This is a genomic window from Streptomyces sp. NPDC051136 (assembly GCF_044455745.1).
Classification (GTDB): domain Bacteria; phylum Actinomycetota; class Actinomycetes; order Streptomycetales; family Streptomycetaceae; genus Streptomyces.
Genome location: NZ_JBITFE010000005.1, coordinates 249,438 through 272,176 on the forward strand (window position 1 = coordinate 249,438; position 22,739 = coordinate 272,176).

The window sequence follows — 22,739 nt, forward strand, 5'->3', positions numbered from 1 at the left end:
ACGCCGCCCGGAAAAAGTTCCGCGCGACACCACTTCCCGCATTCTTGCCGCCGTTACCGATTCGTGTCACTCGCCTGTGGACAACTGACCGCGATATGTCGGCCCTTACGGCCTTTGCGGCGCTTGCCCGGCGGGATCGACGGGGTGGGCCACCGGGTCAGGCGGGGTCGACCTCGCGCAGCAGACCCGTCTTCACGTCGTAGACGAAGCCGCGCACGTCGTCCGTGTGCGGCAGGAAGGGCGAGGTGCGCACCCGCTCGAGCGACTGGCGCACGTCCTGCTCCGCGTCCTGGAAGGACTCCACCGCCCAGGCCGGACGCTGGCCGACCTCCCGCTCCAGGTCGTGCCGGAAGTCCTCGGTGAGGGTCTCCATGCCGCACGCCGTGTGATGGACGAGCATCACGCTGCGCGTGCCCAGGGCGCGCTGGCTGATGGTGAGGGAGCGGATCACGTCGTCGGTGACCACCCCGCCCGCGTTGCGGATGACGTGGCAGTCGCCGTTGCGCAGGCCCAGCGCCGCGGTCACGTCCAGACGCGCGTCCATGCAGGCCACCACGGCCGCCTGGAGCGCGGGGCGGCCCGCCAGTTCGGCGTCGGCGAACTCGGCGGCGTAACGGGTGTTCGCCTCGACGAACCGGCCGATGGCGGACGAGCCGTCCTCTATGGGGGATTCGGAGCCTGCGGGTACCGATGCAGAAGTCGTCATATCCATGACGTTAACGGCCGTCCCTGCCGGTGGCCCGCTGTGAAGGGGGACAAAGAACATCATCGCGGCTTGTTGTGAGCCACTCCACAGGGCGGTGCGATGCCGCCGTACGAGTGAGAAGGCGTCCGGCACCGGTTTGCGGACGCCGGCGCCCGCGACGCGCAGGCCGGTTGATTGACCGGGCGACACGGTGGACTAAAGTGACGCGAAGCGGGAGGCGAGGGTCTCCCTGCTGGACTGGAATCCCCGGAGACCTGGGCGACGCCCCGCCAGATCTCCCCACGTGCGCGGCGCGTACGTACGGCTCGGCCTCCTCCCGCTCCCGGCCGGCCGACGCTTTTGGCGCCGGCAGGCCTCCCCTTCAGATGCGAGCGGGAGGGGACCCGGCAGTGCGTGACGCCGTGCCGGACCTGAGAGGCCGCCCCACTTGAGCCAGAGTCGACACGTCCCGGTGATGCTCCAGCGGTGTCTGGACCTGCTGGCGCCCGCCCTCCAGGAGCCGGGAGCCGTGGTCGTCGACTGCACGCTGGGACTCGGCGGCCACAGCGAGGCGCTCCTCGAACGCTTCCCCGAGGCCCGGCTCGTCGCCCTCGACCGGGACAAGGAGGCCCTGCGCCTGTCCGGGGAGCGGCTGGCCCCCTACGGCGAGCGCGCCACCCTCGTGCACGCCGTCTACGACGAGCTGCCCGACGTGCTCGACCGGCTCGGCGTGCCCCGCGTCCAAGGCGTGCTGTTCGACCTCGGCGTCTCCTCCATGCAGCTCGACGAGGCCGACCGCGGCTTCGCCTACGCCCAGGACGCCCCGCTCGACATGCGGATGGACCAGACGACCGGCATGAGTGCCGCCGAGGTCCTCAACAGCTACCCGCCCGGCGAACTCGTCCGCATCCTGCGGGCGTACGGCGAGGAGAAGCAGGCCAAGCGGATCGTGTCGGCCGTCGTGCGCGAGCGCGAGAAGGAGCCGTTCAGCAACAGCGCCCGCCTCGTGGAGCTGATCCGCGCGGCGCTGCCGCAGGCCGCCAAGCGCACCGGCGGCAACCCGGCCAAGCGGACCTTCCAGGCCCTGCGCATCGAGGTCAACGGCGAACTGTCCGTGCTGGAACGGGCGATCCCGGCGGCCGTCGAGTCGATCGCCGTCGGCGGACGGATCGCCGTGCTGTCGTACCACTCGCTGGAGGACCGGCTGGTGAAGCAGGTGTTCGCGGCCGGCGCCGCCAACACCGCGCCGCCCGGTCTGCCCGTCGTCCCCGAACGCTACGCGCCGCGGCTCAAGCTGCTCACGCGCGGTGCCGAACTTCCCACCGAGGAGGAGATCGCCGAGAACCGGCGGGCGGCACCGGCACGGCTGCGCGGCGCCGAGCGCATCCGGGAGTCCCTCGGCTGAGGGGAGTCCCTCGGGCGGTGGAGCGAACGAGGCAGACCCGGCAAGATCCGAACGACGTCCCCCAGGGGAGGGCGAGTGAGCAGGAAACCCGAACTGAAGGGCAGGGCGGCCCGCCTCGCCCGGCTCCTGCCCTCGGGTGGCACCCGCGGCCAGGCGGCCCGGGCCCCGTTCGTCCTCCTGGTCGTCGTCCTCCTCGGCGGCGGGCTCATCGGGCTCCTGGTGCTGAACTCCACCCTGAGCGAGGGCTCCTTCCAGCTGGACGACCTGAAGCAGCAGACCAAGGAGCTGACCGACGAGGAACAGGCGCTGCAGCGGGACATCGACGCCTACTCCGCCCCCCAGGCCCTCCAGCGCCGCGCCCGCGAGCTGGGCATGGTGCCCGGCGGCGACCCGGCCTTCCTCGACCCCGACGGCACCGTCAAGGGCTCGCCCAGCCCCGCGCCCGCCGCGGCCACCCCGCTCGTGCTCGCCCCCGAGGCGCTGACCGCGACGACCGGCGGCCCGGCCGCGGGCACCCCGGCCCCGTACGCCGAACCGTCCGGCCCGGCACCCGCGTCCTCCAGCACGGCCGCCACCCCCACCGCAGCGGCGACGCCCACCCCGACCCCGACTCCCGGCAGGTGACGGAAGTGTCCGACAGGGAACCGCCGCGCCGCCGTGTGCCCGGACCCGCCAGGCCCGTCCGCCCCGGTGGCGGGCGCCGCCCGGGGCCCGGCGCCCGGCCGGCCCGCAGGCCGGGCCCGTCCCGGCCGGCCCCCCGCGCCTTCCGGCTCGGCAGCCCGCGCCCTCGCCTCCGCATGATCGGCCTGGCGCTGACCCTGGTGCTGTCCGCCTTCGTCGTACGGCTCCTCCAGGTGCAGGCCGTCGACGCCGGCACGTACTCCGCGAAGGCCGAGCAGAACCGCTACGTCGTGCACACCCTGCCCGCCGAGCGCGGCGGGATCACCGACCGCAACGGCGTGGCCCTCGCGGCCACCGTGGACTCCTACGACATCACCGCCGACCCCACGATGTTCACCCGCGAGCAGCTGAAGGTCGACGACGGTCCCGAGCAGGCGGCGGCGCTCCTCGCGCCCATCCTGGGCCAGGACCAGGAGGAGCTGGCCGAGGTGCTCCGCCCGAAGAACAAGCAGCTGCGCTACGTCCGCCTCGCGCGCCGGCAGACGCCCCAGGTCTGGAACCAGATCAAGGACCTGAAGACCGCGCTCACCGCCAAGACGGAGACCGACACGGCCGCGGTCAACGTGCTCGCGGGTGTCTTCGCCGACCCCAGCAGCAAGCGCGTGTACCCGGGCGGCGACCTCGCCGCCGGCGTCCTCGGCTGGGTGGGCGCCGACGGCAAGGGCGGCGGCGGCCTGGAGCGGAAGCTGGACAAGACCCTGGCCGGCGAGGACGGCAAGATCCGCTACGCGCAGTCCGGCGGGCGCCAGGTGCCCACCGCCGGTTCCACCGAGACGCCCGCGGTGCCCGGCAGCGACGTCGAGCTCACCATCGACCGCGACATCCAGTGGGCCGCGCAGAACGCCATCAGCGAGCAGGTGGAGAAGTCCAAGGCGGACGGCGGCTACGTCATCGTCCAGGACACGGCCACCGGCGAGATCCTCGCCATGGCCAACGCTCCCGGCTTCGAGCCCGGCGACCTCGCGCACGCCGACCCCGAGGCGCTGGGCAACGCCTCCCTCCAGGACGCCTTCGAACCCGGCTCCACCGCCAAGGTGCTGTCGATGGCGGCCGTGCTGGAGGAGAACGCCGCCACTCCGGGCACCCACATCACCGTGCCGAACCGCCTCAAGCGCGGCGACCGGCTCTTCAAGGACGACATCGACCACCCGACCTGGTACCTCACGCTCAACGGCGTGCTGGCCAAGTCCAGCAACATCGGCACCATCATGGCCACCGGCGAGCTGGGCAGGACCCAGGCGGAGGCCAACAAGGTGCTCTACTCCTACCTGCGCAAGTTCGGCCTCGGCGACTACAGCGGCCTCGGCTTCCCCGGTGAGACCAAGGGCATCCTGGCGCCGCCCGGCCAGTGGTCGACCTCGCAGCAGTACACGATCCCTTTCGGCCAGGGCGTCTCCGTGAACGCGCTCCAGGCGGCCTCCGTCTACTCGACCATCGCCAACGGCGGCGTACGCGTCGAACCCACGCTCGTCCGCGGGACCAAGGGCGCCGACGGCCGCTTCACACCGGCGCCCGAGCCCGAGAAGAGGCGGGTGACCAGTGAGAAGACCGCGAAGACCCTCGCGCAGATGCTGGAGTCCGTCGTCGACGACGAGGAGGGCACCGGAACCAAGGCCCGCATCCCCGGCTACCGTGTGGCGGGCAAGACGGGCACGGCCAACCGGGTGGATCCGGCCACCGGCAAGTACCACGGCTACACCTCGTCGTTCGCCGGGTTCGCCCCCGCCGACAAGCCCCGCGTCACCGTCTACTGCGCCATCCAGAACGCCACCCAGGGCAGCTACTTCGGCGGACAGATCTGCGGCCCCATCTACAAGCAGGTCATGGAGTTCGCCCTGAAGACCCTTCAGGTGCCCCCGACCGGCGCCGCCCCCGCGAGGCTCCCGGTCGCCTTCAAGCCCTGAGCCACACCGCCCCCGTCCCCACAGGCACCGAGCCCGTACCGAGCCAGCGTCGATTCAGTACCGAGCCACCAGGAACCACCCGTGACAACGATCACCCCCGACCCCGGGAACCAGGACAGCCCCCGCACCTCGCTTCGCCGGGAGGCGGGTACTGCCGGTACGCTCACCGCCGTGCCACACCCCGATCAGTCCCAAACCACCCAGAAGGGCCACCCCGTGACATATCCGGGACCGCCCCGGCCGGTGCGGATCTCCGCCACCTCACTCGCGGAACTCGCCGATCAGCTGGGTACCGCCGCGCCGGACGGCTCCGCCGAGGTCACGGGCATCACCCACGACTCGCGCGCCGTCCGCCCCGGTGACCTGTACGCCGCCCTGCCCGGAGCCCGCCTGCACGGCGCCGACTTCGTCACCCAGGCCGCCGGCCTCGGCGCCGCGGCGGTGCTGACCGACCCGGCCGGCGCCGAGCGTGCCGCGGCGGCCGGCCTGCCGGCGCTCGTCGTCGACGACCCGCGCGCGCGGATGGGCGAACTGGCGGCCACGATCTACGGCCACCCCGGCCGCGACCTGCTCCAGATCGGCATCACCGGCACCTCGGGCAAGACCACCACCGCCTACCTCGTCGAGGGCGGCCTGCGCACGGCGAAGTCCACCGGGCTGATCGGCACGGTCGAGATGCGCATCGGCGACGAGCGCATCAAGTCCGAGCGGACCACGCCCGAGGCCACCGACCTCCAGGCCCTGTTCGCGGTGATGCGCGAGCGCGGCACCGAGGCGGTCGCCATGGAGGTCTCCAGCCACGCCCTGGTGCTCGGCCGGGTGGACGCCTGCGTCTTCGACATCGCCGTCTTCACCAACCTCAGCCCGGAGCACATGGAGTTCCACTCCGGCATGGAGGACTACTTCCAGGCCAAGGCGCAGCTCTTCACCCCGAAGCGCAGCAGGCTCGGCGTGGTCAACGTCGACGACGAGTACGGGCGCCGCCTCGCCGACGAGGCCACCGTCCCGGTCGTCACCTACTCCGCCGAGGGCCACCCGGACGCCGACTGGCGCGCCGAAGGCGTCGAGGTCGGCCCGCTGGACTCGACGTTCACCGTGCTCGGCCCGAAGGGCGAGCGGATCGCCGCGAAGTCGCCGCTGGCCGGCCCCTTCAACGTGGCGAACACCCTCGCCGCGATCGTCGCCCTCGCCGCCGCCGGCCTGGACCCGCAGGAGGCCGCCGACGGCGTCGCCGCGGTGCCGGGCGTGCCGGGCCGCCTGGAGCGCGTGGACGAGGGCCAGCCCTACTTCGCGGTGGTCGACTACGCCCACAAGACCGACGCCGTCGAGTCGGTGCTGCGGGCCCTGCGCAAGGTCACCGAGGGCAGGCTGCACGCCGTCCTCGGCTGCGGCGGCGACCGGGACACCACCAAGCGGGAGCCGATGGGCGCCGCCGTGGCCCGGTTCGCCGACACCGCCGTGCTGACCTCCGACAACCCCCGCTCCGAGGACCCCCTCGCGATCCTCGCCACCATGCTCCAGGGCGCGGCCTCCGTGCCCGCCCACGAGCGCGGCGAGGTCCAGGTCTTCGAGGACCGGGCCGCCGCGATCGCCGCCGCCGTCGCCCGGGCCGAGCCCGGCGACACCGTGCTGGTGGCCGGCAAGGGCCACGAGCAGGGCCAGGACATCGCCGGAGTGGTCCGTCCCTTCGACGACCGCGAGGTGCTGCGCGAAGCCATCAAGAAAGCCCAGGGATGAGATCCCGCATGATCCAGCCGATCCTGATCCTGATCCAGGGGACGAACTTGTGATCACCCTCTCACTCGCCGAGATCGCAGAAGTCGTCGGCGGGCGGATGCACGACATACCGGACGCGTCCGCCGAGGTCACCGGGCCGGTCGTCCGGGACTCCCGGGAAGCCGGGCCGGGCAGCCTCTTCGTCGCCTTCGTGGGCGAACGGGCGGACGGCCACGACTTCGCCGCGCAGGTCGTCGAAGCGGGCGCGGTGGCCGTCCTCGGCTCCCGCCCCGTCGGCGTGCCCGCGATCGTCGTGGAGGACGTCCAGGCCGCCCTGGGCGCCCTCGCCCGGCACGTCGTACGGCGCCTCGGCACCACCCTCGTGGCCCTCACCGGGTCGGCCGGCAAGACCAGCACCAAGGACCTGATCGCCCAGGTCCTGCGCCGCAAGGCCCCCACGGTGTTCACACCCGGTTCCATGAACAACGAGGTCGGGCTGCCGCTGACCGCGCTCACCGCCACCGAGGAGACGAGGTTCCTCGTCCTGGAGATGGGCGCCCGCGGCATCGGCCACATCCGGTACCTGTGCGAACTCACCCCGCCGAGGATCGGTCTCGTCCTCAACGTCGGCTCCGCGCACATCGGCGAGTTCGGCGGCCGGGAGCAGATCGCCCAGGCCAAGGGCGAGCTCGTCGAGGCGCTGCCGCCGGCCGAGGAGGGCGGCGTCGCGGTCCTCAACGCGGACGACCCCCTCGTACGGGCCATGGCCTCCCGAACGAAGGCGAAGGTGCTCCTTTTCGGAGAGTCCGACGAAGCGGACGTCTCTGCCGAGAACGTGCGACTCACGGACACCGGACAGCCTTCGTTCAGGCTTCACACACCCTCCGGTGCAAGCGATGTGACCATGCGCCTGTACGGTGAGCACCACGTGTCGAACGCGCTCGCCGCGGCCGCCGTCGCCCACGAGTTGGGCATGTCCGCAGACGAGATCGCCACCGCGCTCTCCGAGGCGGGCTCCCTCTCCCGCTGGCGGATGGAGGTCACCGAGCGCCCGGACGGCGTGACGGTCGTCAACGACGCCTACAACGCGAACCCCGAGTCCATGAAGGCCGCGCTGCGTGCACTGGCCGCCATGGGCAAGGGACGCCGGACGTGGGCGGTGCTCGGCAAGATGGCCGAGCTCGGGGACGAGGCGCTCGCCGAGCACGACGCGGTCGGACGGCTCGCCGTCCGGCTCAACGTCAGCAAGCTCGTCGCGGTCGGGGGCAGGGAAGCCCGATGGCTGCAACTGGGCGCATATAACGAGGGTTCGTGGGGTGAGGAGTCGGTGCACGTGTCCGACGCACAGGCGGCGGTCGACCTGTTGCGCAGCGAGTTGCGCCCGGGGGACGTCGTGCTCGTGAAGGCGTCCCGTTCGGTGGGTCTGGAGAGCGTCGCCACGGCGCTGCTCGAGACCGGCGCCGAGGGTGAGGTTGCCGCCCGATGATGAAGCAGATCCTGTTCGCGGGAGTCATTGGCCTCTTCCTGACGCTGGTCGGCACCCCGCTGCTGATCAAGCTCCTGGCCCGCAAGGGGTACGGCCAGTACATCCGCGACGACGGACCGCGCGAGCACGCCAGCAAGCGCGGTACGCCGACCATGGGTGGTATCGCCTTCATCCTGGCGACGGTCGCCGCGTACTTCCTGGCCAAGGGCATCACCGGCTATCTGGACCCGGACATCGACGCGGGGCCGACCTTCTCCGGCCTGCTGGTGCTCGGCCTGATGGTGGGCATGGGCCTGGTCGGCTTCCTCGACGACTACATCAAGATCGTCAAGCGGCGTTCGCTGGGTCTTCGGGCCAAGGCGAAGATGGCCGGCCAGTTGATCGTCGGCATCGGCTTCGCCGTGCTGTCGCTTCAGTTCGCGGACAACCGGGGCAACACCCCGGCGTCCACGAAGCTGTCGTTCATCACCGACTTCGGCTGGACCATCGGCCCGGTGCTGTTCGTCGTCTGGGCGCTGTTCATGATCCTCGCCATGTCGAACGGCGTGAACCTCACCGACGGCCTGGACGGCCTGGCCACCGGCGCCTCCGTCCTGGTCTTCGGCGCCTACACCTTCATCGGCGTCTGGCAGTTCCAGGAGTCCTGCGCCAACGCGCTGACCCTGACCAACCCCGGCGCCTGCTACGAGGTGAGAGACCCGCTGGACCTCGCCGTGGTCGCGTCCGCGCTGATGGGCGCCTGCCTCGGCTTCCTGTGGTGGAACACCTCCCCGGCCAAGATCTTCATGGGTGACACCGGTTCGCTCGCGCTCGGCGGTGTGCTCGCGGGCCTGGCGATCTGCTCGCGCACCGAACTGCTGATGGCCATCCTCGGCGGCCTGTTCGTCCTGATCACCATGTCGGTGGTCATCCAGGTCGGCTCCTTCCGCCTCACCGGCAAGCGGGTCTTCCGGATGGCGCCGCTCCAGCACCACTTCGAACTCAAAGGCTGGTCCGAGGTCCTCGTCGTGGTCCGCTTCTGGATCATCCAGGGCATCTGCGTGATCGTCGGACTCGGCCTCTTCTACGCGGGATGGGCAGCGGACAAGTGACCTCCTCGGTGCCTTCGGAATTCACCGGCAAGCACGTCACCGTCGCCGGACTCGGCGTCTCCGGCGTCCCGGCGGCCAAGGTCCTGCACGGACTCGGCGCGCGGGTGACCGTCGTCAACGACGGCGACGACGAGCGCGCCCGGACGCAGGCGGCGGAGCTGGAGGCGCTCGGCGTCACCGTCCGCCTCGGCGACGGGGACTCGCTCCCCGAGGGCACCGAGCTGATCGTCACCGCGCCCGGCTGGAAGCCCACCAAGCCCCTGTTCACTGCGGCCGGACAGGCCGGTGTCCCGGTCTGGGGCGACGTGGAGCTGGCCTGGCGGCTGCGCGGCCTGGACGGCAGGGAGCCCGCGCCGTGGCTGGCCGTCACCGGCACCAACGGCAAGACCACCACGGTCCAGATGCTCGCCTCGATCCTGAAGGCGGCCGGTCTGCGCACCGCCGCCGTCGGCAACATCGGCGTCTCCCTGCTGGACGCGGTCACCGGCGAGGAGGAGTACGACGTCCTCGCCGTGGAGCTGTCCAGCTACCAGCTGCACTGGGCGCCCTCCCTGCGCGCCCACTCCGCGGCCGTGCTCAACCTGGCCCCGGACCACCTCGACTGGCACGGCTCGATGGAGGCGTACGCCGCCGACAAGGGCCGCATCTACGAGGGCAATCGCGTCGCCTGCGTGTACAACGTCGCCGACAAGGCGACCGAGGACCTGGTCCGCGCCGCCGACGTCGAGGAGGGCTGCCGGGCGGTCGGCTTCACCCTCGGCACCCCCGGGCCCTCCCAACTCGGCGTGGTGGAGGGCCTGCTGGTCGACCGCGCCTTCGTCGAGGACCGGCACAAGAACGCCCAGGAACTCGCCGAGGTCTCGGACGTCAACCCGCCGGCCCCGCACAACATCGCCAACGCCCTTGCCGCCGCGGGCCTCGCCCGCGCCTTCGGCGTCTCCGCCGCCGCCGTACGGGACGGACTGCGCGCCTTCACGCCGGACGCCCACCGCATCGCGCACGTCGCCGACGTGGACGGCGTGGCCTACGTGGACGACTCCAAGGCCACCAACACCCACGCCACCGAGGCCTCCTTGGCGGCGTACGAGTCGATCGTGTGGATCGCCGGCGGGCTGGCGAAGGGCGCCACCTTCGACGAACTGGTCGCGGGCGCGGCGAAGCGGCTGCGCGGCGCCGTCCTCATCGGCGCCGACCGCGCCCTGATCCGCGAAGCCCTGGCGCGACACGCCCCGGAAGTACCCGTGGTCGACCTCGACCGGACCGACACTGGTGCGATGCTCCAGGCCGTCCAGGAGGCGCGGCGGCTCGCCCGGCCCGGCGACACGGTGCTCCTGGCCCCGGCCTGTGCCTCCATGGACATGTTCACCAACTACAACCAGCGCGGTGACGCGTTCGCGCAGGCCGTTCGCGAACTCGGCGCCTGACCCGGCCGCGCTCCCGCGCCGGGTGAACTCGGGAGGACGCGTGGGACGGTCCATGCCGACGTACAGCGGAGGCAGCGATGCCCGGTAGTCCCCAGAGCCGCACCGGACGACCGCCCGTGCAGCGCAGCGTCAAGCGGCCCGCTCCGCCGGGGCCGCCGCACGAGAACCCGGTGCTCCGCCTGTACCTGAGGCTGCGCCGCGCCTGGGACCGGCCGCTGACCGCGTACTACCTGATCTGCGGCGGCAGCGCGCTGATCACCGTGCTCGGCCTGGTGATGGTCTACTCGGCGTCGCAGATCACCGCGCTCCAGCTGTCGCTGCCGGGCTCGTTCTTCTTCCGCAAACAGGCCGCGGCGGCACTGATCGGCGCCGTGCTCCTGCTCGTCGCGATGAAGATGCCGGTGAAGCTGCACCGGGCGCTGGCCTACCCCATCCTCGCCGGGGCCGTCTGCCTGATGATCCTGGTCCAGGTGCCGGGGATAGGAGTCGCGGTCAACGGCAACCAGAACTGGATCTCACTGGGCGGCTCCTTCCAGATCCAGCCCAGCGAGTTCGGCAAGCTGGCCCTGGTGCTGTGGGGCGCGGACCTGCTCGCCCGCAAGCACGACAAGAAGCTGCTGACGCAGTGGAAGCACATGCTGGTGCCGTTGGTGCCGGCCGCGTTCATGCTGCTCGGGCTCATCATGATCGGCGGCGACATGGGGACCGCGATCATCCTCACGGCGATCCTGTTCGGTCTGCTGTGGCTGGCCGGCGCGCCCACCCGGCTCTTCGCGGGCGTGCTGTCGATCGCCCTGGTGCTCGGCTTCATCCTCATCAAGACCAGCCCCAACCGCATGGCCCGCCTCAACTGCCTCGGCGCCACCGACCCGGGCCCCGGGGACTCGTGCTGGCAGGCCGTGCACGGCATCTACGCCCTCGCCTCGGGCGGGCTGTTCGGTTCCGGGCTCGGTGCCAGCGTGGAGAAATGGGGCCAACTCCCCGAAGCGCACACCGACTTCATCTTCGCCGTCACCGGCGAGGAACTGGGCCTGGCGGGGACGCTGTCGGTGCTCGCCCTGTTCGCGGCTCTAGGCTATGCGGGTATCCGCGTGGCCGGACGCACGGAGGACCCCTTCGTCAGGTATGCCGCGGGAGGCGTGACCACCTGGATCACGGCGCAGGCCGTGATCAACATCGGTGCGGTCCTCGGACTGCTGCCGATCGCCGGTGTCCCGCTCCCGCTGTTCTCCTACGGGGGTTCGGCCCTGTTGCCGACCATGTTCGCCATCGGTCTGCTGATCGCCTTCGCGCGTGACGAACCCGGTGCGCGGGCGGCGCTTGCATTGCGGCAACCTCGCTTTGGTAGAAAGCGGGGAGCCGGGGGACCCGCGGTCAAGCGGAGCCCCGGGAGTTGGAACACGATGCGACGGCGCGCCTCGGCGGCGCGCTCGTCCGGAGAGCGGTGAAATTCGGTGCATGTCGTACTCGCCGGCGGAGGAACCGCGGGCCACATCGAGCCCGCGCTCGCCCTCGCGGACGCCCTGCGCAGGCAGGATCCGACCGTGGGGATCACGGCCCTGGGCACGGAACGGGGCCTGGAGACCCGCCTGGTGCCCGAGCGGGGTTACGAGCTGGCGCTGATTCCGGCCGTGCCGCTGCCGCGCAAGCCCACCCCCGAGCTGATCACCGTCCCGGGCCGGCTGCGCGGCACCATCAAGGCGACCGAGCAGATCCTGGAGCGCACCAAGGCGGACGCCGTGGCGGGCTTCGGCGGTTACGTGGCGCTGCCCGCCTACCTCGCGGCCAAGCGGCTCGGCGTGCCGATCGTCGTCCACGAGGCCAACGCCCGCCCCGGCCTGGCCAACAAGATCGGCTCGCGCTACGCCGCCCAGGTCGCCGTCTCCACCCCCGACAGCAAGCTGCGCAACTCCCGCTACATCGGCATCCCGCTGCGCCGCTCCATCGCCACCCTCGACCGGGCCGCCGCCCGCCCCGAGGCCCGCGCGATGTTCGGGCTCGACCCCAACCTGCCCACGCTGCTGGTCACCGGCGGCTCGCAGGGCGCCCGCCGCCTCAACGAGGTGATCCAGCAGGTCGCGCCCTGGCTCCAGCAGGCCGGCATCCAGATCCTGCACGCGGTCGGTCCCAAGAACGAACTGCCGCAGGTCCACCAGATGCCGGGGATGCCCCCGTACATCCCGGTAAGTTATCTGGACCGGATGGACCTCGCGTACGCCGCCGCCGACATGATGCTCTGCCGCGCGGGCGCGATGACCGTCGCCGAACTCTCCGCCGTCGGGCTCCCGGCCGCCTACGTCCCGCTGCCCATCGGCAACGGCGAACAGCGGCTCAACGCCCAGCCGGTGGTCAAGGCCGGCGGCGGCCTGCTGGTCGACGACGCGGAACTCACGCCCGAGTGGATCCAGCAGAACGTCCTGCCCGTGCTCGCCGACCCGCACCGGCTGTACGAGATGTCCCGCGCCGCCGCCGAGTTCGGCCGCCGGGACGCCGACGACCTCCTCGTCGGCATGGTGTACGAGGCGATCGCCGCCCGTGCGCACCGCTAGACACTGACGGAAGGCAGGGGAGCGTGGCCGGACCGACCACCGCCGAGCGCGGTGCACGCCAGCAGGAGTCGTCCGGCCCGCCCCGCGCGCGCCGCTTCCGCCCGCCTCGTCTTCGTACGATCATCATCCTCGCCGCCGCGCTCGTGCTCGCCGCGGGCGGCACCGTATGGGTGCTCTACGGCTCGAACTGGACGCGCCTCGAAGACGTGTCCGTCTCGGGGACGCGCGTTCTGACGCCCGCGCAGGTGCGCGAGGCCGCCGACGTGCCGATCGGGGACCCGCTGGTCTCGGTCGACACCGCGGCGGTCGAGGCGCGGTTGCGCAGGAAACTGCCCCGCATCGACGAGGTCGCGGTGGAGCGTTCCTGGCCGCACGGAATCGGACTGAAAGTGACGGAGCGCACTCCGGTTCTGGTGGTGCAAAAGGGTCGGAAGTTCGTGGAAGTGGACGACGAAGGCGTCCGGTTCGCCACGGTTTCCAAGGCCCCGAAAGGCGTGCCCGCGCTGGAATTGGAACTCGCCCGTTCCGGATCCGCCGCGGCGAGCCTGCGCCGCTTCGACGACGACCGCCTGGTGCGCGAGGCGGTGCGGGTGGCCGGCCGGATCCCCGGCAAGGTCGCCCGGGACACACGGCTCGTCAAGGTCCGTTCCTACGACGACATCTCGCTGGAGCTGAGCGGCGGGAGGACCGTGTCCTGGGGGAGCGGTGAGCGGGGCGCAGGCAAGGCCCGCGCGCTCACCGCGCTCATGAAAGCGACGCCCGATGCGCGGCACTTCGACGTGAGTGTTCCCACCGCCCCCGCGTCATCGGAGAGTTGACGGGTATATGTGCAGGCCAGCACCCTGGTTGGGCAGCGCTACGGCTGATCACATAGGGTGAAAAGAAAAACGGGAGGTTCGGCGTGTTCGTTGAACGTGCGCCACTTGTCGACTTAGTGTCCTGTTCGGAAGAGTCCAAGGAACAGACACACTGGTAACCCTAAACTTCAGCGTTAGGGTTCGGGTCGGCGCTACGGACCGTCCCAATCGGCATCAGTCGTCGGGTCGCGGGGGCATCAGTGCTTCGGCGGTCGGACGACACGTAACTCGAGGCGAGAGGCCTTCGACGTGGCAGCACCGCAGAACTACCTCGCAGTCATCAAAGTCATCGGTGTCGGCGGCGGTGGTGTCAATGCCATCAACCGGATGATCGAGGTCGGTCTCAAGGGCGTCGAGTTCATCGCCATCAACACCGACGCGCAGGCGCTGTTGATGAGCGACGCCGACGTCAAGCTCGACGTCGGCCGCGAACTCACCCGCGGACTCGGCGCCGGAGCCAACCCGGCCGTCGGCCGCAAGGCCGCCGAGGACCACCGCGAGGAGATCGAGGAGGTCCTCAAGGGGGCCGACATGGTCTTCGTGACCGCCGGTGAAGGCGGCGGCACCGGCACCGGCGGCGCGCCCGTCGTGGCCAACATCGCCCGCTCGCTCGGCGCCCTCACCATCGGCGTGGTCACCCGCCCGTTCACCTTCGAGGGACGGCGCCGGGCCAACCAGGCCGAGGACGGCATCGCGGAGCTCCGCGAAGAGGTCGACACCCTCATCGTCATCCCCAACGACCGGCTGCTGTCCATCTCCGACCGCCAGGTCTCGGTGCTCGACGCCTTCAAGTCGGCCGACCAGGTGCTGCTGTCCGGTGTGCAGGGCATCACCGACCTCATCACCACGCCCGGCCTGATCAACCTGGACTTCGCCGACGTCAAGTCGGTCATGTCCGAGGCCGGTTCCGCCCTCATGGGCATCGGCTCGGCCCGCGGCGACGACCGCGCGGTGGCCGCCGCCGAGATGGCGATCTCCTCGCCGCTGCTCGAGGCGTCCATCGACGGCGCCCGCGGCGTCCTGCTCTCCATCTCCGGCGGCTCCGACCTCGGCCTGTTCGAGATCAACGAGGCCGCCCAGCTGGTCAGCGAGGCCGCCCACCCCGAGGCCAACATCATCTTCGGCGCGGTCATCGACGACGCCCTCGGCGACGAGGTGCGGGTCACCGTGATCGCGGCCGGCTTCGACGGGGGCCAGCCGCCCTCCAAGCGGGACAACGTCCTCGGGTCGTCCTCGGCCAAGCGCGAGGAGCCCACCCCGGCCCGGCCCTCGTCCGAGAGCCGCCCGTCCTTCGGCTCGCTCGGCAGCGTCAAGCCGAAGGAGGAGCCGGAGCAGGCGCCCGCCCCCGAGCCGGTCGCCGACCTGCCGGTCTCCCCGCCGCCGGTCCCGCCGTCGCGGACCTACTCGGACAGCGCGGCCGAGGAACTGGACGTGCCGGACTTCCTGAAGTGATAGGACAGCGCGACACCGTGAGCGGCGCGCACTTCGGCTTCACCGACCGGTGGGGCGGAGTGAGCGCCGTTCCGTACGAGGAGCTCAATCTCGGCGGCGCGGTCGGCGACGACCCCGGCGCCGTCACCGCCAACCGGGAGCTGGCGGCCAAGTCGCTGGGCGTCGACCCGGCCCGGGTGGTCTGGATGAACCAGGTGCACGGTGCCGACGTCGCCGTGGTCGACGCGCCCTGGGGGGACCGGCCGGTCCCGCGGGTCGACGCCGTCGTCACCGCCGAACGCGGTCTCGCGCTCGCCGTCCTCACCGCCGACTGCGTGCCCGTGCTGCTCGCCGACCCCGTCGCGGGAGTCGCCGCCGCGGCCCACGCGGGCCGGCCCGGCCTGGTCGCCGGGGTCGTCCCCGCCGCCGTACGGGCCATGACCGAACTCGGCGCGGAGCCCGGCCGGATCGTCGCCCGCACCGGACCCGCCGTGTGCGGCCGGTGCTACGAGGTGCCGGAGGAGATGCGCACCGAGGTGGCCGCCGTCGAGCCGGCCGCGCACGCCGAAACCTCCTGGGGCACGCCGGCCGTCGACGTGAGCGCCGGGGTGCACGCGCAGCTCCAGCGCCTCGGGGTGCGCGACCGGGCGCAGTCGCCGGTGTGCACCCGGGAGTCGGAGGACCACTTCTCGTACCGACGCGACCGCACCACCGGGCGGCTCGCGGGCTATGTGTGGCTGGACTGATGGGGCATGACGGACCGTAAGCAGGAACTCGCCGCGAACCTGGCGAGAGTGGAAGAGCGCATCACCGCCGCCTGTGCCGCCGCGGGCCGCCCGCGCGAAGACGTGACCCTCATCGTGGTCACCAAGACCTACCCGGCGGACGACGTGCGCGTTCTCTCGGAACTCGGGGTGCGGCACGTCGCCGAGAACCGTGACCAGGACGCGGCGCCCAAGGCCGCCGCGTGTGCGGATCTGCCGCTTTCGTGGCATTTCGTCGGCCAGTTGCAGACCAACAAGGTGCGGTCCGTGGTCGGTTACGCCGACGTCGTGCAGTCCGTCGACCGGGCCAGGCTGGTCACGGCCCTGTCGAAGGAGGCCGTACGCGCCGGTCGCGAGGTGGGCTGTCTGCTCCAGGTCGCGCTCGACGCGGGGGAGAGCGGGCGCGGGGAGCGCGGCGGGGTCTCGCCCGCCGGAATCGAAGAGTTGGCCGACCTGGTCGCCGGATCGGACGGGCTGCGGTTCGACGGCCTGATGACGGTCGCGCCGCTCACCGGCGAGTACGCGGGACGCCAACAGGCGGCGTTCGAGCACCTCATGGATTTGTCGACCTGCGTGCGCCGAGCCCATCCGGCTGCGAACATGGTCTCCGCGGGAATGAGTGCGGACCTCGAACAGGCCGTGGCCGCCGGAGCGACACATGTACGCGTCGGCACTGCGGTACTCGGAGTCCGACCCGGGCTCGGGTAACGTCGCCAAGAAGTCGGACCACAGCAGAAAATATGGTCATTACCGCCGAAAGGCGGACGCAACGACCTCGTGGATCGCAGGCACTTGGCAGTCGTCAGCAGATCCACCACAGAGCGGAGGACTCAGAGAATGGCCGGCGCGATGCGCAAGATGGCGGTCTACCTCGGCCTCGTGGAGGACGACGGGTACGACGGCCGGGGGTTCGACCCCGACGACGACTTCGAACCCGAACTGGACCCGGAGCCCGAGCGGGATCACCGGCGCCATGAACCGGCGCACCAGTCACATGGTTCACATCAGCCCCAAAGGGACGAAGAGGTACGAGTCGTACAACCGCCCGCGCAGCGCGAGCCGATGCCCCGTTCCGCTTCGCTCGCGGCGGAATCGAGTCGTCCGGCGCGTATCGCGCCCGTGGCGTCCATCACACAAGAACGCGCAAGCCTGGAAAAGAGCGCACCGGTCATCATGCCCAAGGTCGTGTCCGAACGAGAGCCCTACCGGATCACCACACTTCACCCCCGGACCTACAACGAGGCCCGTACCATCGGGGAACACTTCCGTGAGGGCACGCCGGTGATCATGAATCTCACTGAGATGGATGACACAGATGCGAAGCGACTTGTCGACTTTGCGGCCGGTTTGGTGTTTGGTCTTCACGGCAGTATCGAGCGGGTGACGCAGAAGGTGTTCCTGCTGTCTCCTGCTAACGTCGATGTCACGGCGGAGGACAAGGCCCGCATCGCAGAGGGCGGGTTCTTCAACCAGAGCTGAGACGCACCACCGGTACAGAGCAAGAACACGGATCCGAAGAGGGGTCCGAGAGATGGTTCAGGGGAGAGGGAAGCACAGGTCATGAGCGTGGTCCTGGATGTCGTCTACATCGCGCTGATGTGCTTCCTCATCGTGCTCATCTTCCGGTTGGTCATGGACTACGTCTTCCAGTTCGCCCGCTCGTGGCAACCCGGCAAGGCGATGGTGGTCGTTCTGGAGGCCACCTACACTGTCACCGATCCACCGTTGAAGCTTCTGCGGCGGTTCATCCCGCCGCTGCGTCTCGGGGGCGTGGCGCTCGACCTGTCCTTCTTCGTACTGATGATCATCGTCTACATCCTGATCTCGATCGTGAGCCGGCTGTGATCGATGAGAGAGATACGGGCTTGCCGAATGCCGACGACAACGTTGAGGTGAAGAGATGCCGTTGACCCCCGAGGACGTGCGGAACAAGCAGTTCACGACCGTCCGCCTCCGAGAAGGCTATGACGAGGACGAGGTCGATGCCTTCCTCGACGAGGTCGAAGCCGAACTGACCCGGCTGCTCCGCGAGAACGAGGACCTGCGCGCCAAGCTGGCCGCGGCGACGCGCGCGGCCGCGCAGAACCAGCAGAACATGCGCAAGCCGCCGGAGTCGCCGCAGGACCAGCAGTCGCCGCAGGGACAGCCCCCGCACCAGCAGGGGCACCCGCAGCAGGGCGGTATGCCGCAGCAGGGCATGCGAGGACCCGGCGCTCCGGTGCCCGCCGGCATATCGGGCCCGCCGCAGCAGCAGATGGGCGGCCCCATGGGTGGTCCGCCCCAGCTGCCGAGCGGTGCCCCGCAGCTGCCCGCCGGCCCCGGCGGACAGGGTGGCCCGCAGGGTCCCGGCCCGATGGGCCAGGGTCCGATGGGCCAGGGCCCCGGTCCGATGCAGGGCCAGATGGGTCCCGGTCCGATGGGCGGCCCCATGGGCGGTCCGCAGGGCCCCGGTGGCCCGGGCATGCCCGGTCAGGGAGGCCCCGGTGGCGACAGCGCCGCCCGTGTCCTCTCGCTGGCCCAGCAGACCGCCGACCAGGCGATCGCCGAGGCGCGTTCCGAGGCCAACAAGATCGTCGGCGAGGCGCGTTCGCGTGCCGAGGGTCTGGAGCGGGACGCCCGTGCCAAGGCGGACGCCCTGGAGCGGGACGCGCAGGAGAAGCACCGCGTCGCGATGGGCTCCCTGGAGTCCGCCCGCGCCACGCTGGAGCGCAAGGTCGAGGACCTGCGCGGCTTCGAGCGCGAGTACCGCACGCGGCTGAAGTCGTACCTGGAGTCGCAGCTGCGCCAGCTGGAGACCCAGGCCGACGACTCGCTCGCCCCGCCGCGTACGCCCGCGACGGCCTCTCTGCCGCCGTCCCCGGCGCCCTCGATGGCACCGGCCGGCGCGAGTGCCCCGTCCTACGGCGGCAACCAGTCGATGGGCAGCGGTCCGGGCCAGGCCGGTCCGTCGTACGGCGGTCAGCAGCAGATGTCGCCGGCGATGACTCAGCCGATGGCGCCGGTGCGGCCGCAGGGGCCGTCGCCGATGGGGCAGGCGCCTTCGCCGATGCGGGGGTTCCTGATCGACGAGGACGACAACTGAGCTGCTTCGGACTGACGTCCGGTAGGTAGTACGGCGTTGCCGACGGCAGCGTTCAGGGCGGGCCCCGGGTTTTCTGACCCGGGGCCCGCCCTTGTGGTGTGTGCGGGTGCCGGTGCCCGTGCGGTGGGGGTGGGGTGCGTTGCCCGGCGTTGCGGGGTGCCGCTGCGCCCACCCGTGCCGCCCCAGCGGCACGACTGCCCGCAGCTACGCGGGCACGACTGCCTGCGGCTATGCGGGCACGACTGCGCGCGGCTACGTGGACACGGGGGCTCCTAGTTCGGGGGACGGCAGAGGGCCCGCATCCCTGTCGGGATGCGGGCCCTCGGTGCCTTCGTTCGGTTACTGCTTGCGCAGGCGGAAGGTGAGGGAGAGGCCCTCGTCCGTGAACGGGGTGCCGTACGTGTCGTCCGCCTCGCCCTGGGCGAAGTCCGTCGCCAGGACCTCGTCGGCGATCAGGCCGGCGTGGCCGGTCAGTGCGGCGGCCGTGGCCGCGTCCGCGGCCGTCCAGCGCAGGGCGATCCGGTCGGCCACGTCGAGGCCGCTGTTCTTGCGGGCCTCCTGGATCAGGCGGATCGCGTCCCGGGCGAGGCCCGCCCGGCGCAGCTCCTCCGTGATCTCCAGGTCGAGCGCCACCGTCGCGCCCGAGTCGGAGGCCACCGACCAGCCCTCGCGCGGCGTCTCCGTGATGATCACCTCGTCGGGAGCGAGGGTGACGGTCTCGCCGTCGACCTCCACCGAGGCCGTGCCCTCGCGCAGGGCGAGGGAGAGAGCCGCGGCGTCCGCGCCCGCGACCGCCTTCGCCACGTCCTGGACACGCTTGCCGAACCGCTTGCCCAACGCGCGGAAGTTGGCCTTCGCAGTCGTGTCGACGAGCGAGCCGCCGACCTCGCTCAGCGACGCGAGGGACTCGACGTTCAGCTCCTCCGTGATCTGCGTGCGCAGCTCGGGGGAGAGGGCGTCGAAGCCCGTCACGCCGATCAGCGCGCGGCTGAGCGGCTGCCGGGTCTTGACGCCCGACTCCGCGCGGGTGGCACGGCCGAGCTCGACCAGGCGGCGGACCAGGGTCATCTGCTTCGACAGCTCCGGGTCGATCGCCGCCAGGTCGGCCTCCGGCCACGAGGACAGGTGGACCGACTCGGGCGCGCCCGGGGTGACCGGCACGACCAGGTCCTGCCAGACCCGCTCGGTGATGAACGGGGTCAGCGGCGCCATCAGCTTGGTGACCGTCTCGACGACCTCGTGCAGCGTGCGCAGCGCGGCCTTGTCGCCCTGCCAGAAGCGGCGGCGCGAGCGGCGCACGTACCAGTTGGACAGGTCGTCGACGAACGCGGACAGCAGCTTGCCGGCCCGCTGGGTGTCGTAGGCGTCCAGCGCCTGCGTCACCTGGTCGGTCAGCGCGTGCAGCTCGGAGAGCAGCCAGCGGTCCAGCACCGGGCGGTCGGCCGGGGCAGGGTCGGCCTCGCTGGGCGACCAGCCGGTGGTGCGGGCGTACAGGGCCTGGAAGGCGACCGTGTTCCAGTACGTGAGGAGCGTCTTGCGGACGACCTCCTGGATGGTGCCGTGGCCCACCCGGCGGGCCGCCCACGGGGAGCCGCCGGCCGCCATGAACCAGCGGACCGCGTCGGCGCCGTGCTGGTCCATCAGCGGGATCGGCTGCAGGATGTTGCCCAGGTGCTTGGACATCTTGCGGCCGTCCTCGGCGAGGATGTGGCCGAGGCAGACCACGTTCTCGTAGGACGACTTGTCGAAGACCAGGGTGCCGATCGCCATCAGCGTGTAGAACCAGCCGCGGGTCTGGTCGATGGCCTCGGAGATGAACTGCGCCGGGTAGCGGCTCTCGAACAGCTCCTTGTTCTTGTACGGGTAGCCCCACTGGGCGAAGGGCATCGAGCCCGAGTCGTACCAGGCGTCGATGACCTCGGGCACGCGGGTGGCGGTCCGCCCGCAGCCGTCCTGCGGGCAGGCGAAGGTCACGGCGTCGATGAACGGGCGGTGCGGGTCCAGGGCCGACTGGTCGGCGCCGGACAGCTCGGTCAGCTCCGCGCGGGAACCGACGACCGTGAGGTGGTCCTCCTCGCAGCGCCAGATCGGCAGCGGCGTGCCCCAGTAGCGGTTGCGGGACAGGGCCCAGTCGATGTTGTTGTTCAGCCAGTCGCCGTACCGGCCGTGCTTGACCGCCTCAGGGAACCAGTTGGTCCTCTCGTTCTCCTGGAGGAGGCGGTCCTTGACGGCCGTGGTGCGGATGTACCAGGACGGCTGCGCGTAGTACAGCAGCGCGGTGTGGCAGCGCCAGCAGTGCGGGTAGCTGTGCTCGTACGGGATGTGCTTGAAGAGCAGGCCCCGGGCGTCCAGGTCCTCCGTCAGCTTCTCGTCGGCCTTCTTGAAGAAGACGCCGCCGACCAGCGGGACGTCCTCCTCGAAGGTGCCGTCCGGACGGACCGGGTTGACCACCGGCAGGCCGTAGGAACGGCAGACCTTGAGGTCGTCCTCACCGAAGGCGGGGGACTGGTGGACGAGGCCGGTGCCGTCCTCGGTGGTGACGTAGTCGGCGTTGACGACGTAGTGCGCCGGCTCCGGGAACTCGACCAGCTCGAACGGGCGCCGGTACGTCCAGCGCTCCATCTCGGCGCCGGTGAAGGACTGCCCGGTGGTCTCCCAGCCCTCGCCGAGGGCCTTGGCCACCAGCGGCTCGGCGACGACCAGCCGCTCCTCGCCGTTCGTGGCGACGACGTAGGTCACCTCGGGGTGCGCGGCGACCGCGGTGTTGGAGACCAGGGTCCACGGCGTCGTGGTCCAGACGACCAGCGCCGCCTCGCCGGCCAGCGGGCCCGAGGTCAGCGGGAAGCGGACGTAGACGGACGGGTCGACGACCGTCTCGTAGCCCTGGGCCAGCTCGTGGTCGGACAGGCCGGTGCCGCAGCGGGGGCACCAGGGGGCGACGCGGTGGTCCTGGACCAGCAGGCCCTTGCCGAAGATCTCCTTCAGCGACCACCAGACGGACTCGATGTACTCCGGGTCCATCGTGCGGTACGGGTCCTGGAGGTCGGCCCAGTAGCCCATGCGGGTCGTCAGCTCTTCGAAGGCGTCGGTGTGGCGGGTCACCGACTCGCGGCACTTCGCGTTGAACTCGGCGATGCCGTACGCCTCGATGTCCTGCTTGCCGGAGAAGCCCAGCTCCTTCTCGACCGCCAGCTCCACCGGGAGGCCGTGGCAGTCCCAGCCGGCCTTGCGGCCCACGTGGTAGCCGCGCATGGTGCGGAAGCGCGGGAAGACGTCCTTGAAGACGCGGGCCTCGATGTGGTGGGCGCCGGGCATGCCGTTGGCGGTGGGCGGGCCCTCGTAGAACACCCACTCGGGGCGGCCCTCGGACTGCTCCAGGCTCTTGGCGAAGATCTTCTGCTCACGCCAGAAGTCGAGCACCGCGTGTTCGAGCGCGGGCAGGTCGACCTGGGCGGGCACCTGGCGGTACTGCGGCTGCGTATTCAACGAGCTTCCTCCGGCGGACGTGCTGCCTTCCGTCGGAGGGACGAGAGCCGTGCTCCCGCGGTACCACCCTCCTTGGCCCGACCGGTGCGTCGTGTGCTCCGGCGAGCCCCCTCATTGGGGTCGCGAGCCGGGTCTACTCGCCGCGGCTGTCTGCCACGGCTTTCTTCCGGCGGCTCCG

18 protein-coding genes are annotated in these 22,739 nt (G+C 71.2%); 16 read left to right on the forward strand and 2 right to left on the reverse strand.

The window, feature by feature from the left end:
• Positions 1-157 precede the first annotated feature (157 nt).
• Positions 158-712 carry a carbonic anhydrase gene (locus ACIBCJ_RS16400; RefSeq protein ID WP_243860108.1) on the reverse strand — a complete coding sequence of 185 codons (555 nt, stop codon included), beginning with the start codon at positions 710-712 and terminating at the stop codon, positions 158-160.
• Between the two features lie 421 nt (positions 713-1,133).
• Between ACIBCJ_RS16400 and rsmH the strand changes: the two genes are divergently transcribed.
• From rsmH to divIVA, 16 genes are all read left to right on the forward strand, one after another.
• Complete coding sequence (rsmH, locus tag ACIBCJ_RS16405; RefSeq protein ID WP_362102111.1) at positions 1,134-2,090, forward strand: 16S rRNA (cytosine(1402)-N(4))-methyltransferase RsmH; 957 nt, start codon at positions 1,134-1,136, stop codon at positions 2,088-2,090.
• 75 nt (positions 2,091-2,165) lie between these two features.
• Positions 2,166-2,714, forward strand: coding sequence for a septum formation initiator family protein (locus tag ACIBCJ_RS16410; RefSeq protein ID WP_365980168.1), 549 nt, complete (start codon positions 2,166-2,168; stop codon positions 2,712-2,714).
• A complete protein-coding gene (gene ftsI / locus ACIBCJ_RS16415) occupies positions 2,711-4,675 on the forward strand; it encodes a cell division protein FtsI (RefSeq protein ID WP_362102117.1) in 1,965 nt (654 codons plus the stop codon). Before ACIBCJ_RS16410 ends, ftsI begins: the two co-directional genes overlap by 4 nt.
• Positions 4,676-4,891: 216 nt before the next feature.
• Positions 4,892-6,412 carry a UDP-N-acetylmuramoyl-L-alanyl-D-glutamate--2,6-diaminopimelate ligase gene (locus ACIBCJ_RS16420; RefSeq protein WP_362102351.1) on the forward strand — a complete coding sequence of 507 codons (1,521 nt, stop codon included), beginning with the start codon at positions 4,892-4,894 and terminating at the stop codon, positions 6,410-6,412.
• Between the two features lie 49 nt (positions 6,413-6,461).
• The gene (murF, locus tag ACIBCJ_RS16425; RefSeq protein ID WP_365980169.1) at positions 6,462-7,877 is read left to right on the forward strand and encodes a UDP-N-acetylmuramoyl-tripeptide--D-alanyl-D-alanine ligase; all 1,416 of its coding nucleotides are present in this window, start codon (positions 6,462-6,464) and stop codon (positions 7,875-7,877) included.
• Positions 7,877-8,968: a phospho-N-acetylmuramoyl-pentapeptide-transferase gene (gene mraY, locus ACIBCJ_RS16430; RefSeq protein WP_133888562.1), complete on the forward strand. Its 1,092-nt coding sequence runs from the start codon at positions 7,877-7,879 to the stop codon at positions 8,966-8,968. Before murF ends, mraY begins: the two co-directional genes overlap by 1 nt.
• Before the next feature lie 8 nt (positions 8,969-8,976).
• Positions 8,977-10,392, forward strand: coding sequence for a UDP-N-acetylmuramoyl-L-alanine--D-glutamate ligase (gene murD / locus ACIBCJ_RS16435; RefSeq protein WP_365980170.1), 1,416 nt, complete (start codon positions 8,977-8,979; stop codon positions 10,390-10,392).
• 77 nt (positions 10,393-10,469) lie between these two features.
• Positions 10,470-11,840, forward strand: coding sequence for a putative lipid II flippase FtsW (ftsW, locus tag ACIBCJ_RS16440; protein ID WP_362102127.1), 1,371 nt, complete (start codon positions 10,470-10,472; stop codon positions 11,838-11,840).
• A gap of 6 nt (positions 11,841-11,846) precedes the next feature.
• Positions 11,847-12,941, forward strand: a complete 1,095-nt coding sequence (gene murG / locus ACIBCJ_RS16445) for an undecaprenyldiphospho-muramoylpentapeptide beta-N-acetylglucosaminyltransferase (RefSeq protein ID WP_362102130.1) — start codon at positions 11,847-11,849, stop codon at positions 12,939-12,941.
• A 23-nt stretch (positions 12,942-12,964) separates the two neighbouring features.
• The gene (gene ftsQ / locus ACIBCJ_RS16450) at positions 12,965-13,759 is read left to right on the forward strand and encodes a cell division protein FtsQ (protein ID WP_362505435.1); all 795 of its coding nucleotides are present in this window, start codon (positions 12,965-12,967) and stop codon (positions 13,757-13,759) included.
• Positions 13,760-14,047: 288 nt separating this feature from the next.
• The gene (ftsZ, locus tag ACIBCJ_RS16455; RefSeq protein ID WP_133888423.1) at positions 14,048-15,250 is read left to right on the forward strand and encodes a cell division protein FtsZ; all 1,203 of its coding nucleotides are present in this window, start codon (positions 14,048-14,050) and stop codon (positions 15,248-15,250) included.
• Complete coding sequence (pgeF, locus tag ACIBCJ_RS16460; protein WP_365980172.1) at positions 15,247-15,975, forward strand: peptidoglycan editing factor PgeF; 729 nt, start codon at positions 15,247-15,249, stop codon at positions 15,973-15,975. The genes ftsZ and pgeF overlap by 4 nt, the downstream gene beginning before the upstream one ends.
• A 6-nt stretch (positions 15,976-15,981) precedes the next feature.
• The gene (locus tag ACIBCJ_RS16465; RefSeq protein WP_362102140.1) at positions 15,982-16,701 is read left to right on the forward strand and encodes a YggS family pyridoxal phosphate-dependent enzyme; all 720 of its coding nucleotides are present in this window, start codon (positions 15,982-15,984) and stop codon (positions 16,699-16,701) included.
• 129 nt (positions 16,702-16,830) lie between these two features.
• The gene (locus ACIBCJ_RS16470; RefSeq protein ID WP_007448662.1) at positions 16,831-17,472 is read left to right on the forward strand and encodes a cell division protein SepF; all 642 of its coding nucleotides are present in this window, start codon (positions 16,831-16,833) and stop codon (positions 17,470-17,472) included.
• Positions 17,473-17,553: 81 nt separating this feature from the next.
• Positions 17,554-17,838 carry a YggT family protein gene (locus ACIBCJ_RS16475; protein WP_007448661.1) on the forward strand — a complete coding sequence of 95 codons (285 nt, stop codon included), beginning with the start codon at positions 17,554-17,556 and terminating at the stop codon, positions 17,836-17,838.
• Positions 17,839-17,893: 55 nt separating this feature from the next.
• A complete protein-coding gene (gene divIVA / locus ACIBCJ_RS16480; protein WP_362102144.1) occupies positions 17,894-19,075 on the forward strand; it encodes an apical growth/hyphal branching protein DivIVA in 1,182 nt (393 codons plus the stop codon).
• 339 nt (positions 19,076-19,414) lie between these two features.
• On the opposite strand, the gene ileS is transcribed toward divIVA, so the two are convergent.
• Positions 19,415-22,561, reverse strand: a complete 3,147-nt coding sequence (gene ileS / locus ACIBCJ_RS16485; protein ID WP_365980174.1) for an isoleucine--tRNA ligase — start codon at positions 22,559-22,561, stop codon at positions 19,415-19,417.
• Positions 22,562-22,739 lie beyond the last annotated feature (178 nt).

Bases quoted from the DNA above. Each gene is read 5' to 3' on its own strand.
- ACIBCJ_RS16465 (WP_362102140.1), top strand. From the start codon at position 15,982: ATGACGGACCGTAAGCAGGAACTCGCCGCGAACCTGGCGAGAGTGGAA.
- ACIBCJ_RS16470 (WP_007448662.1), top strand. From the start codon at position 16,831: ATGGCCGGCGCGATGCGCAAGATGGCGGTCTACCTCGGCCTCGTGGAG.
- ACIBCJ_RS16400 (WP_243860108.1), bottom strand. From the start codon at position 712: ATGGATATGACGACTTCTGCATCGGTACCCGCAGGCTCCGAATCCCCC.
- ACIBCJ_RS16475 (WP_007448661.1), top strand. From the start codon at position 17,554: ATGAGCGTGGTCCTGGATGTCGTCTACATCGCGCTGATGTGCTTCCTC.
- mraY (WP_133888562.1), top strand. From the start codon at position 7,877: ATGAAGCAGATCCTGTTCGCGGGAGTCATTGGCCTCTTCCTGACGCTG.
- divIVA (WP_362102144.1), top strand. From the start codon at position 17,894: ATGCCGTTGACCCCCGAGGACGTGCGGAACAAGCAGTTCACGACCGTC.
- ftsW (WP_362102127.1), top strand. From the start codon at position 10,470: ATGCCCGGTAGTCCCCAGAGCCGCACCGGACGACCGCCCGTGCAGCGC.